Genomic DNA, 14,248 nt, shown 5'->3' with positions numbered 1-14,248 from the left:
GAATAACATGAAAAGATTATATAAACTATATATTGCTGCGGCAATATTATTAATGACCGGAGGATGTAAGAAATACCTCGATATCAATACAAATCCTGCAGTGCCTCAAACCAGTAAGGCAGAACTGCTGCTTCCTCCGATTTTATTTCAGATGACAAACGGAACCTCGCAGGATTACCGGTTTATTTGGAAAATTACACAAAATCTTATTGGAGCATCAACCGATGATGGATCTATTGCTTTCGAAAAGCACACTTTCGTGCGTTCGAGCGATAATGGGGGCGTAATATGGAGAATGACCTATGTTGATTTGGGCTTGAATCTGGAAAATTTAATTAATGATGCTGTTACCAATCAAAAATATGAGTATGCTGCAATTGGTTATGCCATTAAGGCCTGGGCCTACCAGCAAACAACAGATTTGTACGGGCCGATCATTTTGGATGAGGCGTTTACTCCAGGGATGTTAAAATTTCCTTATCATGATCAGCCAGAGGTTTATGCAAAAGTGCGCTACTACTGCGAACAGTCGCTTAAGTATTCTACGATGAAAAGTCCACTCAACTACACTACGCAACTGGCCAGTGTTACCGGCGATGGGATTTATAAAGGAGACATGGCTAAGTGGAGAAAATTTGTGTATGCCATTTATGCATTACAGTACAGTCATCTGGTAAATAAACCAGAGTTTAAAACTATGTATGCAGATAGTGTGGTTAAATACACCAATTTATCTTTTGCCAACGAAACAGAATCTGCTACAGTTTATTTCTCTGCAGCGAGTACTGATGATACCAATCCATTTGGCCCAACCTTAGGTTATATCAATCCATCTGGCGCTACATCTACTTATTATGGCCGCATTTCGACCACGATCTTAAACTATCTTGCAGGTGGAGTGAGGGGAGTGCCTACCACAAATCCAACAAGTTCACTCGATCCAAGATTGAGCAGGATGTTGCCGGCAAGTACGGCTACAGCTACTCTGGGCAGGTATATAGCCGGTGTTCCAACCCAGGGAAGCAGTACATCAGGCCTTCCTATTGTTTTTGGAGCCATTCCGGCAGGGTCTACTACTTACAATGGGAAATATATTTTTGCCGATGCAGCAAGATACCCAATCATGACCTATTCGCAATTACAGTTTACTAAAGCAGAAGCGTTGTTTTTACAAGGAAAAACTGCCGATGCTTTAGCTGCCTACAGGGCTGGCATATCGGGGCACATGGTTTTTTGCAATACCTATGGCAGGGCTTCTAAAACCCCCGACCCTTTAATCACTGATGCCGAAATTAACAGTTATTTAAGTTCAAAAGAAGTGGTGCAAAGCCCTGATTCATTATCGCTTGCCGACATTATGGGGCAGAAATATATCGCACAGTGGGGTTGGGCCGGTTTAGAACAATGGTCTGACATCAGGAAACACCACTACAGTGCAACAGTGTTCAAGCAGTTCTATCAAATTCCAGCGGCCGATCTTCTTTTGGGTGGTAAATATGCCTACCGTTTCAGGCCACGTTACAATTCTGAATATGTTTGGAATGCCGAGGAATTACGCAAATGGGGCGGGCTAGACATCGATTATATGACTAAGGAAACCTGGTTTAGCCAGCCATAATTTTATTAATTTAAAAAATATCAAGATGAAAATATTTTCTAACTTATTTGTAGGCCTGCTTATTGCAATGGCTTTAGCTGGCTGCACCAAAAATGTGCTCGATTATGGTGAAACCGAAAAATTAACCAGCGATCAGGCTTTATTAAAAGTGAACTATGCCTCCTATTATTACAACAACAGAGCAATAGCCATTAAAATTAACGATAAAAGAGTAAGCAGTGTTATTACGGCCCGGACACCTTTTCCGGGTGGTGGATACAATACGGGGGGGAGTTCTACAGCTGATTTTCTGGCCGTAAGCCCGGGAAATCTAAAGCTATCAATCATCCTTCCTAAAAAGAGAGACGACGGCACTGATTCACTTGTATTATACAGCACAACTTTTCAGATAGAAGCAGGTAAAAACTATGTGGCGCATATTACCGATACCGCTGCGAACACCAAAAATGTTTTAACCCAGGAAAGTTTTATCAGACCGGATACGGCCTACTGTAAATATCGATTCATTAACCTGATGCCAAATGTGCCATCAGTAGATTTGTATTATGGAACAAGTGCAACGGATAATACAAAAGACTCGCTTATTGCAGGTAATGTAAATTATTTAAACATTAGCAACGAGATTACGTTAAGGTCTGCACAATCTAAAACCTGGAAAATCAGACCGGCTGGATCGGCCATAACAAGCGCAACAGTTCTGGCCAATTATACCAGTGCAAGTACATTTTTAAACAAAAGGGTTTATACCATTTTTGCCAGTGGCTATAGTGGCCTTACAACTGCACCGCGCAGACCTTATGTATCATTCTTTTTGATCAGATAATTGAATTATATGATTATTAAAGCCAACCCTTAGCGGTTGGCTTTTTCATTTTCCGGAGTTTTTTTATTCGCAAGGAAATAAATACTTGTAATGTAATAACTGCTTCATAATCAGTTATTGCGCTTTTTTGCGTGTTTGTGCGGTAATATAGATGTTGCAAACCTAAATTTGTTTTTTTTAATCAAATAAATAATGATATTTACTTAAATATTGCTGTTTTATGCGGCATTAAAGACTAAACTACAAAACAATTCTAAACTTACGTTTATGAAAAAAAAACTACTATTAATTTTCATTGGTACGTTTTTGTTGCTGGCCCATGCCATAGCGCAACAAACAACCATTACAGGTAAGGTTACATCAGAAGATGGACCAATACCTGGTGTTTCCATTAGGGTTAAAGGAAGCACTACCGTTGCGCAATCAAATGCAGATGGAAGTTATTCCATAAATGCGGCCAATGGCAGCGTGCTGGTATTTTCGTACATTGGGTATGTAACCACAGAAAGAACCGTTGGCGCAACTAAAACAATCAACGTCAGTCTAAAAACAGACGCTCAGGGGCTAGATGATGTCGTTGTAGTGGGCTATGGTACACAAAAGAAAGCAAACCTAACAGGTGCAGTAAGTACTGTAGATACGAAGGTACTGCAGAGTCGACCAATTACTGATGTTGCCAGAGGCTTGCAGGGTGTTGTTCCTGGCCTTAGCATTACCACGCCTAGTGGTGAATTAGGAAAAAATCCTAAAATTACACTTCGAGGAGTAAGGGGATCTTTAAATGGAGGAGGATCACAACCACTTATTTTACTTGATAATGTAGAGATTGAAAGTTTGCAATTGGTTAATCCAGATGATATCGAGAGTATATCGGTTTTAAAAGATGCAGCATCCACATCAATTTATGGTACCAGGGCAGCGTGGGGAGTCGTTTTAATTACTTCAAAATCGGGAAAGAAAAACACGCCAAGTAAAATTTCATATACAAACAATTTCTCCTGGTCTACGCCAACAACCTTGCAGAAAATAGCTAATGCTGCCGATGGGGCAACCTTTGCATTATCTGCTTTACAGCGTACAAATCCTAATACTACCCAGCCAGGTGTTGTAGGAATGTACATTGATGAAATTGCTATTGGCAAAATGAAAGAATGGGACAGGTTATATGGAGGACAGGACTTAGGTGATGAAATGGTTAGAGGAAGAGATTTTGAACTTCGGGATGGTAAATTATTTTTTTATCGTTCATGGGATGCCGCGGATAAATACATGAAAAAATGGACCCCGCAACAAAATCATAATTTAAGTGTAAGTGGGGGAAGTGAGAAAACCAGTTATAATATTGGTTTGGGTTATTTAAACCAGAATGGTGTTTTAAAAGTTAATCCTGATGAATTTGATCGTTATAATATGTCTGTTAGTGTTAATACTGCAGTAAATAGCTATCTTGATATTAGAGGGAAAATATTCTATACAAATACATTAACTACAACCCCATTTATCTTTAGTACGGCTACAATTGGTCCCTGGTACTATCTTTATCGCTGGCCGAAATTTTATCCTTATGGTACATACGAGGGTGAACCTTTCAGAAGTGCAGTTACAGAAGTTCAACAGGCCAATATGAATAGCGAAAAAACCGGCCTGGCCAGAATTCAGGCAGGAGCGACTTTTAAACCTTTAAAAGGATTAACGATTGATGCAGACTATACCTATTCATCAACCAATACTCATTCGAAAATTATTGGAGGAGGAACCAGAGGCATTGATTTTTGGGCAGGTGGTGATTTACCGCCGGTAAATAAAAATTATCAGTCGGTTGCTTATGATTATGCAGCTTTTGGTTCAGCATGGACTGATGTAAATGCTGGTAAACTTTACGGTACGTACACGAAAGATATTAGTGACCATTCATTCAAGTTTATTTTAGGTGGAGATATAGATTATTATCAAAAAAACTATCAGTACTCTAAAAGAAATACCTTATTAGATCCTAGTGTAGGAGCAATTCCGGGAGCAATTGGTGATCAGTTTGTTGATGGATACAATAGGCATTATTCCTCAAAAGGATTATTTGGGCGGATCAATTATGCTTATAAAAACAAATACCTGCTTGAATTAAATGGTCGATATGACGGTTCATCACGTTTCCCTAAAAATGACTTATGGGGCTTCTTCCCATCAATGTCTGCCGGGTGGATTTTATCAGAAGAATCATTTTTAAAGCCAATAGAAAATGTACTGTCATTTTTAAAAATACGCGGATCTTATGGATCAGTGGGTAATCAGGATGTGGTAACTGGAAATAATTTTTATCCTTTTATCCCATTAATGGATACATCAAATTCTGGCTGGTGGATTGGCAGTTCAAATCAGGTGACTATAAGTACTCCACTTGCAGTATCCAGATCCCTTACTTGGGAAACGGTGACTACATTTGATTTAGGTTTGGATGCCCGTTTCTTTAAAAATGAATTAGGAGTAAGTTTTGATTGGTATAAAAGAAAAACTACCGATATGTTAAGTGCCGGAGTAACACTTCCTTCATCTTTTGGGGCAACATCTCCGCGAAGAAATTATGGAGAGATGACCACTAATGGATGGGAATTAGCAATTGATTATAATCATACTTTTGGAAATGGCTTGAAGATCAATTTAACGGGCACCTTATCTGATTTTCAGGATAAAATCACCAAATTTGCCAATACAACATTATCTGTAACGGGTAATTATGAAGGTAAAACCCTTGGAGAAATATGGGGATATGAAACCGACCGTTATTTTACTTCAGATGATTTTTCAGGAAAGGACGCAAATAATAAATGGATTTTGAAACCTGGCATTCCTTCGCAAAGCAGATATGAAACGGCCTCATTCTTTTATGGCCCAGGTGATGTTAAATATAAAGACCTTGATGGTAATGGCGTAATTAATAATGGCGCTAATACCGTTGATGATCACGGAGATTTAAAAGTAATTGGAAATTCTACGCCACGCTACCAATATGGATTCCGTTTAGGTACTTCCTGGAAAGGTGTTGATATTGATGCATTTTTTCAGGGGGTAGGAAAAAGAGACTTTTGGGCTTCAGGTCCGATCTTTGTTCCAGGGTGGAATCCTGCTGAGGCTTCTTTTGAGCATCAAATGGATTATTGGACACCTTCTAATCCCGATGCTTTCTATCCAAGACCAACAAATCAGGCCCAATCTAACAACTCATTAAATTTTTTAACTCAAACTAAATATTTATTAAATATGGCCTATTTGAGAGCTAAAAACATTACCGTTGGTTATACCTTGCCAAACCGTTTAACAAGTAAGGTAAAAATTGACAAAGTAAGGTTTTACTTAAGCGGAGAGAATTTATTCTCCATCTCTAATGTTGGTATTCCAATAGATCCTGAAGTTGATTATACCGCAGATCAAACTGATGCGGCATCATTTGGAAGAGTTTATCCTTATAGAAAGACATTATCATTTGGTATTCAAGTAACCTTATAACTATTAAAGCGATGAAAAAGATATATATTATAATAGCCTTCCTTATTTTGATATTAGGGAATGGTTGCAAAAAAGATTTTTTGGAAAGGGAACCACTAGATTCTTTTTCTGATGATACTTATTGGAGAACAGAGAAAGAGGTGAGTACTTTTGCTTGGGGATTTTACACAAGTTATTTTACCGGTTACGGATCTGGATTTACATTTGGGAAATATTTTTCCGGAGAAACATTAAATGATGATTTTGCACCAACAACTCCTACTGCATTTACCAAAAATGTTCCTACGTCTGGGGGAGGATGGAGTTTTACTTTTGTCAGAAAAGCCAATATATTTATAGATAGAGTAAGTAATTCAACTTACTTATCTGACGATGTTAAAAAGAACTGGGTTGGTGTAGGTCGTTTTTTCCGTGCTTTAGAATACAACGATCTGGTTAAAGCATTCGGCGATTTTCCTTACTATGATAAGCCATTGGAAGAAAGCTCTACGGACTTATACAAACCCAGAGATCCACAGATTGTTGTTTTAGATAATATGCTTGCAGATTTTAAATACGCTGCTGAAAACGTCAGGGCGACTGACGCTCTTGTTGGACCAAACGGACAGATTGTTAACAAATACGTCGTGTTGGCATTTATGTCCCGTGTATTTCTTTATCATGGTACCTTGCTAAAATATTCGAATATTAACCCTGCTAAAGCAGCCGAGTATTTAGAAGCAGCTAAATGGGCCGCTAACGAGGTGATGACGAAAGGAGGGTATTCATTAGGCGCTAAATATAGAACCTTATTTAGCTCTCTTGACCTTAAAGGAAATCCTGAGATTATTCTATACAGACAGTATGGTACTGCCCAAAGTACACATTCGTTAGTGAGTTATGTAAACAAGGAGCCTCAAACCGGCCCGTCTAAAAACGCTATTGATGCGTATTTGTGTACAGATGGCCTTCCAGCTTCAATCTCACCACTTTATCAGGGAGATAAGTCTATAGCTAATGTAATGGCAAACCGTGATCCTAGAATGAAAGAAACGTTTGTATCTGATCTGCGTTTACCAGGTATAGCTTCTAATTATTCCACAAGTGGTTATTCTGTCTTAAAATTCTTAATGGAGGATCAAACTTTATGGGGCACGGCTGAAGCACTATCCAGCACCAACACTACTGATGCACCTATTATTCGTTTAGGAGAAGTTATGATGAACTTTGCAGAAGCTTCTGCAGAACTGGGAACATTAACTCAAGCCGATTTGGATAACTCCATTAATAAATTAAGAAAAAGAGGTGGAATTTCAATGCCCAATCTTCAGATCATAGGTGGGCAGCCGGCCGTTAATGGTGTGGTTTACAGTGATCCACAGAGAGACCCTACAGTATCTTCATTAATTTGGGAAATTCGTAGGGAAAGAAGGATCGAGTTAATGATGGAAGGTTTTAGAAATGATGACTTGAAAAGATGGAGAAAATACGCTTACATTGATACTAAATTAAATACTAGTATTAACAGAGGAGCCTGGATTAAAAAAGCAGATTACCCCAAAGCAACTGTAACCATTGATGGAGCAACTGAAGGATATATAATACCGGCTCCTAAACCAGAAACTCAAAGGACATTTGATAATGACAAAGTATATTTAAGCCCACTGCCACTTGATCAGATTAAACTGTATAAAGATCAGGGAATAGACTTAAAACAAAATCCTGGTTGGCAATAACTAATAAACACGGCTTTAATTTCAATTAAAGCCGTGTTTTGTTAATAGCTATTTATATAAAGATGCCTGTATTTTTTTAGTTATGATTAATTTTCTAAGCTAAATAAATATTAAATGAAAGGTCTATATATCCAGTTGGTTAAGTCTATGTACGAAAGGTGTTATGAATTCTCAAAATACAAGGTTGTAATTTATTGAATGATTTTTATATGAATTGTTTATAGCTACTTATTAGCGTTTAACCAAACTACTTTTCCATCCATAGTGCTTACAACAAGATTTTTTCCATCAACCACATTCACCGTATTGATCATCGAATTATCTATTTTATGTGCCCAAACCGTGCTTTGCTGTTTGGGGTCGATGGCATAAATCACACCGTTTTTTGTTCCAAAAAACACCTTTCCATCTTTTTCAATCAACATGGATGGTACGTGCTCATATCCAAAGCCTACATTATATCGCCAAAGCACACCTGGATCTTGTGCCTGCGCTTTATAAGCTACAATTTCGTCTTGCATGGTTTTGCCATAAATGATGGTACTGTCAGCAGATTGGCCGATCGACTCGCGAACCGTAGCTTCTTTGTTCCGCCAAAGTGTGCTGCCATTGTTTGCATCAATAGCTGTTAAATAGCGATCAGGAGCTGCGATGTATACAATGCCGCTGTAGGCAACGGGCGTTACCATAGCTGGCGAAAACATTCGGTTGCCCTGGCCATTGTTCCATTTCCATAACAAGTTCCCGGTATTAATATCAAGTGCGTATAGATGTCTTCCCCAGGAACCAAATATAATTTTGCCCTTATAAATTAGCGGTTTGCCTACAATTGTGCCTTCTACTTCTTTAAATGCCCAGATTTCGTTTCCGGTTTTGACATCCAAGGCCCTGAAAGTATTGTCACTGCCACCAATGTATACCTGTTGTCCGTTAACTACTGGCGAGCCCAGCACCGAATTGGATGTTTCTTTATGCCACACTTCTTTTCCTGTTTTTGCATTTAGCGCATAAATGGTTCCATCGCCTGAACCTAAAATAACCATGTTATTCACCGCAACTGGTGATGAATAGATTGCGCCTTTGGTTTTAAATGTCCATACTTTCTTTCCGGTATTCTTGTTTAAGGCTTCGACCAAACCTAAGCTATTGCCAAAAATAACATTGTTCGAAGCGTAGGTTGGTGTATTCACTACGTTTGCGTTAGAATGATACGTCCAAACTTCTTTTGTGCCCGCATATTTATTGTTGATGGCAAAATCAGGGCGATCATATTTTTTTTTATCGGCCAGGAAAGTTTTTAGTGCAATTTTTCGCCATACCGGAAGAATATCCTGGGTTGGTTTTTTAACCTGAAAGTAGGCACTATCCCTGGTCATCGTTACAATGTTATACCCGCCAATACTATCCTTTGCCCTTAAATTAGAACGGCCCATTGTGGCTTCAATACCTTCAAAATTATAAGGATGGTTATTGTGCCCATGGCCGCAAATGGCATATTGAATATTATATTTCTTTAACTCATCTGTGGCTTCGTACCAATTATCCAAACTATTATCCAATGGGTAATGGTTGGCAAAAACTATGGGCATGTTTTTAGGTGTTGCTTTAAGCACACTGTCCAGCCATACGGTAGCATCTCTTGGAATATGCCCATCGCTCATCCGCACATAAGGGCCTGATGCACATGCAATAAAGCGGTAACCATTATGATCGAAAATAAATTTATCGCCGCCAAACTCTTTGATAAAATTTACACCACCTGATTCTGACCATCCGGTATCGTGGTTTCCAGGGATAATGTGGTAAGGCTTATTTAATTTCGATAGGATGTCTTTAGCCAGTTTAAGCTCATTATTAGTGCCCATTTCGGTTATATCCCCAGTAATGATTACAAAATCGATGTCTTTTAACCCGTTCAGATCAGCAACGGTCCTTGTCAGGTCTTCTTCGCCTGTTGATGAACCAACGTGGGTATCGGTTACAAAAGCATATTTAAAATTTTGGGCTTTTACCGCGAACGACAATAAAATAGCGAACAGTAAAAGTACGGGATGTTTCATAGTGTTTTTTGTTAAGTTGTTTTACTATAAAAATCGGCATTTTTTAGGGCTTAAAAGAGGCTGTAATGCCAATTTTACATATTAATAAATGTGTTGTAGAAGGTTAACAAATAGTTTTTGGTAAGGTCAAAACGGTACTAAAGCAAAAAAGGCGACCATTGGTCGCCTTCTCATTGTTTTGGTTAAAAATTATAAAATTTTAAAACCTAAACTCAATTGAAATAAGTTAGGTTTTTGCGTATACTTTTCGCTTTTACTGATGTTGGATAAACCAGCTTCGTAACGCAAATCAACAGAAATACTGCCTACATCTACACCCGCACCAAACTGTGCACCCAATGCCTGGTTTTTGTAGTTGCTAAAATCTGTTGCCTGTTGGTAAGCTGAGCTAAAAGTCGAATTTTCATCCAGGATAAATGAAATTACCGGGCCGGCCATTACACGGAAGTTTAAGTTTTTGGCACCGAATTTTGTTCCAAATAAAACAGGAACATCTAGAGTGGTAAATTTTACTTTTCCTTCAGCCTGAACCTCATTCCCATTATCCTGTGTAAAGCTGATAAACTTGTTGCCTTTACTTCCAATGTAGGCTTCAGGCTGTACATAAAAGCTAGCGCCGCCAATACGTGCCCAGGCACCAATCTGGTAGCCTAAACGGTTTTCTTCATTCGCGAAATCTGCATTCAACTTGGCTAAATTTACACCTGCTTTAACCCCGAGGTTAAATGTTTGTGCCTTTGATGTTGCCCAACCCAAGGTTAGGAAAACAATAGAGAAGATGATTTTTTTCATGTTGTTTAAAATTGTTTTTAGGGGTTATAAAACCATAAACAGGGCCTAGGCAAATTTCACTTGCATTATTGTGCTATGGTTTCTTTTAAAATTTGCATCAAGCCGTTGTTATACCGGGTTAGATTTTATAACGCGGTTTTAACACAATTATCGTGCAAAAATAATCCGCGAATGTCTACTTTTTTTGTCACATCACATAAAAAGTATTAACCTGAGCAAATATTTTTTACTTTTGCATCAAATAAAATATGCCATGGCTAACTTTCAACTTACTTCTGAAACTGCATTTAAAGTAAAAACTAAGTTTTTAAGGAAATACCGCGACCTAGCGAACGAGCCTTTAGAATTTACGCCAGGCAAAGAAGATCAACTGGTTGAAGATTTAATGCGTTTGGTAAAACGCGACCGTACCTATATCGAATTTACGATTCAAAAAGCACTTGCTGATACTAAAGGAAACAGACTTTAATTTATCTCTTTAAAAGGCCATTTCTGTTTCTTTTTAGCGTAACGCTTAATTTACGCATCGCCCAAATAAGCTGTTTTTAATATTTATCGCTTTTTGTACATTTACGTTTGTACACAATTACTAAATAATCTTTCAAACAGGGGGTAATCTATCTACTTGCACTATTTGGAATTAAAATAAAAGGGAATGAAAAAACTAAAGTATGGTCTTTTAGCAGCTGGTTTCGGGATAGCTGTTTTATCATTTTCATTTAAAGAAGATTTGTTTCTGGTTTCTAAAAACCTGGATATTTTTGCGTCGCTCTATAAAGAAATCAATATCAACTATGTAGATGATACCAATGCTCCTCAATTGATGAAAACTGGCATTGATGCCATGCTGGATAGTTTAGATCCTTATACGGAGTACGTTCCTGAATCTGAAATTGAAGATTACAAGTTGAAATATGTAAGCACGCAATACGGAGGTATTGGTGCCAGCACTGTTTTTATCGATGGCAAACTGTTTATTAATGATGTTAGTGAAGGTTATCCGGCAAATAAAAGTGAAGTTAAAGCCGGAGATCAGGTAGTGAGTATAAACGGAATTGCTGTAAAGGGTAAAGAACGCCAGGAAATTAGCCAGTTGTTGCGCGGCCCTAAAGGAACACCGGTTGATTTGTTGGTGATTAGAGATGGAAAGGAAATTACTAAAAAAATTGTCCGTGATGAAATAAAACAGCCTAACGTTTCTTACTCCGGAATGGTTGGTGATGGAATCGGTTATATTAAACTGGATAAGTTTTTAGAAAATTCAGGTCAGGAAGTTAAAGACGCCCTGTTGGCTATTCAAAAGGAAAATCCTAAAGGAGTGGTTCTGGATTTGAGAAATAATGGTGGTGGTATTTTACAGGAAGCGGTTAAAATTGTGAACCTCTTTGTAAATAAAGATCAGCTTGTTGTAACCCAAAAGGGCAAAAATGTAGAGAAAACCATTGCCTATAAAACACTTTTAACGCCTGTTTCTACTTCGGTTCCGCTGGTAGTGCTCGTAAACGGAAATTCGGCCTCAGCCTCAGAAATTGTGGCAGGTTCTTTACAGGATTTAGATCGTGCCATTGTCATCGGTCAACGTAGTTATGGTAAGGGCCTGGTTCAGCAAACCTTCAACCTGCCTTATAATAGCCTGGTAAAAGTAACTGTTGCTAAATATTATACCCCATCGGGCAGGTGTATCCAAAAATTAGATTATGCACATAAAAATGCTGATGGTGTTGCTGAGCGTTTTGCCGATTCTACAATGGTGATGTACCAAACTAAAGCAGGAAGAAACGTGTACAGTGGTAATGGTGTTTATCCCGATATTGTGGTTGATGCTAAAAAGCTCAGCCCGATTACGATTTCAATGCTCAATAAAAACCTCTTCTTCAATTACGCAAATCAATACAGGAAAGAAAAACCAAATCTGGCGTCTGCCAAAACTTTTCAGTTATCGGATGCAGATTATGCTGTGTTTTCTGGTAGTCTTGCCGATAAAGATTTAGCTTACCAAAGCCGTACTGAAAGATTGCTTTCTGATTTAAGGTTAGAGGCTGAAAAGGAAAATAAATCAGCTGAAGTAAAAACCGATCTGGAGAATCTTAAATATAAACTTACTTCTTCTAAAAAAACCGATCTGGTTAGTCATAAAGCAGAAATAAAAAGAGTTTTAGAAACGCAGATCGTAAGCCGTTATTTTTACGAAAAAGGAAGAATTGAGCAGAGCTTTCAATACGATAAAGAACTGGCTGCAGCGAAAAATATTTTTACCAACCAATCGCAAATGCTGGCCATTTTAAAAGGAGATGGAAATTATAAAGTAATTGGAAAACCAAGTAAAGCCACTGCATCAATAGACTAAAACCTAACCAAAATAGACTTCATTACCTCATGAAAAAATTAATGATAATAGGCTTAGTCCTATTGCTTGGCCTACAGCTAAAAGCACAGGACTATGTGCCTGCGGCATCAAATTTAAAGCAACGCGAATGGTTTAATGATGCCCGGTTTGGCTTATTTATCCATTGGGGACCTTTTAGCATACCGGGAAGTGGTGAGTGGGTAATGAACGAACGAAAGTTAAACGTTCACAATTACACCAACCTTAAGGATTTTTTTAACCCCGTTGAGTTTAATGCTGAACAATGGGTGAGTATGGCGAAGAATGCCGGAATGAAGTACATTACATTAATCACCCGGCACCATGATGGTTTTAGTATGTGGGATACGAAGTATTCTGATTTCAACATCATGAATACGCCCTATAAAAAAGATATTGTAAAAATGATGGCTGATGAGTGCCACAAGCAGGGTATAAAATTATACCTGTATTATTCGCTGTTAGATTGGCGCAGGGAAGATTATCCGCACGAAACTGGCCGTACCGGGCAGAACTCAGGCAGGACTGGTAAAGGTGATTATGCCAGTTATTTGCAGTTTATGAAAAACCAATTAACTGAGCTATTAACCAATTATGGCGAAATAGGTGGAATCTGGTTTGACGGGCATTGGGATCAAACTGAACCAGAAGGGTCAAAAGACAGAACCTCGCGCATTGACTGGAAATACAATGAAATTTATGGCTTAATCCACAAACTTCAACCGCAGTGCATGATCGGTAATAACCACCACCTTACCCCCTTTGCAGGAGAAGATTTTCAGATGTTCGAGCGCGATCTTCCTGGCGAGAATAAATCAGGTTTAAGCTTTCAAAAGGCATCAGATAAATTACCACTCGAAACCTGCGAAACCATTTCAAATTCGTGGGGATATAATTTGAGCGATACCTATTACAAGTCGAATAAAGAACTGGTTCATATGTTGGTTAAAGCGGCAAGTTTGGGCTCCAATCTTTTACTGAACATCGGGCCGATGCCCAGCGGTAAAATCCAGCCGGAGTTTCAAGACCGCTTAGCAGGCCTGGGTGATTGGCTTAAAATTTACGGTGAAAGTATTTATGGTACTAAAGCAGGATTTATAAAACCACAGGCCTGGGGAAGCATTACACAAAACGATAAGAAAATTTATATCCACATTTTAGATGGAAAAACAACATCCCTTGATTTGGAAAACGTTCCGTTTAAGAAAATTAAAAAGGCCTATTTACTGAAAGATAAAAGCCCGGTAAATTATACCTTTAAAAAAGCAAAATTAACCATTGCCACGACTTTAAATGCTGCAGAACCCGATCAGGTAATTGTTTTGGAAGTTGGGTAGAATACTTTCCTAATAGATCGTCATTTCGAGCGATTGC

At 38.4% G+C, this 14,248-nt stretch carries 9 protein-coding genes; 7 read left to right on the top strand and 2 right to left on the bottom strand.

Going from position 1 to position 14,248, the window contains the following annotated elements; translation table 11 throughout:
- The first annotated feature begins 7 nt into the window (after positions 1 to 7).
- The 4 genes from QF042_RS00650 to QF042_RS00635 all read left to right on the top strand — a co-directional run bounded on the left by QF042_RS00650 (position 8) and on the right by QF042_RS00635 (position 7,657).
- Entirely contained in the window at positions 8 to 1,618 is a 1,611-nt protein-coding gene (locus QF042_RS00650; protein ID WP_307524314.1) for a SusD/RagB family nutrient-binding outer membrane lipoprotein, read from the top strand.
- Between the two features lie 25 nt (positions 1,619 to 1,643).
- Positions 1,644 to 2,441: a DUF4397 domain-containing protein gene (locus QF042_RS00645; RefSeq protein WP_307524312.1), complete on the top strand. Its 798-nt coding sequence runs from the start codon at positions 1,644 to 1,646 to the stop codon at positions 2,439 to 2,441.
- A gap of 267 nt (positions 2,442 to 2,708) precedes the next feature.
- Entirely contained in the window at positions 2,709 to 5,942 is a 3,234-nt protein-coding gene (locus QF042_RS00640) for a TonB-dependent receptor (protein WP_307524310.1), read from the top strand.
- Positions 5,943 to 5,953: 11 nt separating this feature from the next.
- Complete coding sequence (locus QF042_RS00635; RefSeq protein ID WP_307524307.1) at positions 5,954 to 7,657, top strand: RagB/SusD family nutrient uptake outer membrane protein; 1,704 nt, start codon at positions 5,954 to 5,956, stop codon at positions 7,655 to 7,657.
- 224 nt (positions 7,658 to 7,881) lie between these two features.
- Here the strand turns inward: QF042_RS00635 and QF042_RS00630 are convergent, their stop codons facing one another.
- Positions 7,882 to 9,717 (bottom strand): PQQ-binding-like beta-propeller repeat protein, encoded by a 1,836-nt coding sequence (locus QF042_RS00630; protein WP_307524305.1) that lies wholly within the window; start codon positions 9,715 to 9,717, stop codon positions 7,882 to 7,884.
- Positions 9,718 to 9,906: 189 nt separating this feature from the next.
- Positions 9,907 to 10,509, bottom strand: coding sequence for a porin family protein (locus QF042_RS00625; protein WP_307524303.1), 603 nt, complete (start codon positions 10,507 to 10,509; stop codon positions 9,907 to 9,909).
- 253 nt (positions 10,510 to 10,762) lie between these two features.
- On the opposite strand from QF042_RS00625, the gene QF042_RS00620 reads away from it, so the two are divergent.
- The 3 genes from QF042_RS00620 to QF042_RS00610 all read left to right on the top strand — a co-directional run bounded on the left by QF042_RS00620 (position 10,763) and on the right by QF042_RS00610 (position 14,211).
- The gene (locus QF042_RS00620) at positions 10,763 to 10,978 is read left to right on the top strand and encodes a hypothetical protein (RefSeq protein WP_010599278.1); all 216 of its coding nucleotides are present in this window, start codon (positions 10,763 to 10,765) and stop codon (positions 10,976 to 10,978) included.
- Positions 10,979 to 11,164: 186 nt separating this feature from the next.
- Entirely contained in the window at positions 11,165 to 12,856 is a 1,692-nt protein-coding gene (locus tag QF042_RS00615) for a S41 family peptidase (RefSeq protein WP_307524301.1), read from the top strand.
- Positions 12,857 to 12,885: 29 nt separating this feature from the next.
- The gene (locus tag QF042_RS00610; RefSeq protein ID WP_307524299.1) at positions 12,886 to 14,211 is read left to right on the top strand and encodes an alpha-L-fucosidase; all 1,326 of its coding nucleotides are present in this window, start codon (positions 12,886 to 12,888) and stop codon (positions 14,209 to 14,211) included.
- Positions 14,212 to 14,248 lie beyond the last annotated feature (37 nt).

The organism is Pedobacter sp. W3I1 (genome assembly GCF_030816015.1).
Taxonomy (GTDB): domain Bacteria; phylum Bacteroidota; class Bacteroidia; order Sphingobacteriales; family Sphingobacteriaceae; genus Pedobacter.
Note: the sequence above shows the minus strand (reverse complement) of the source record. Positions and strands in the feature narration are given on the sequence as shown.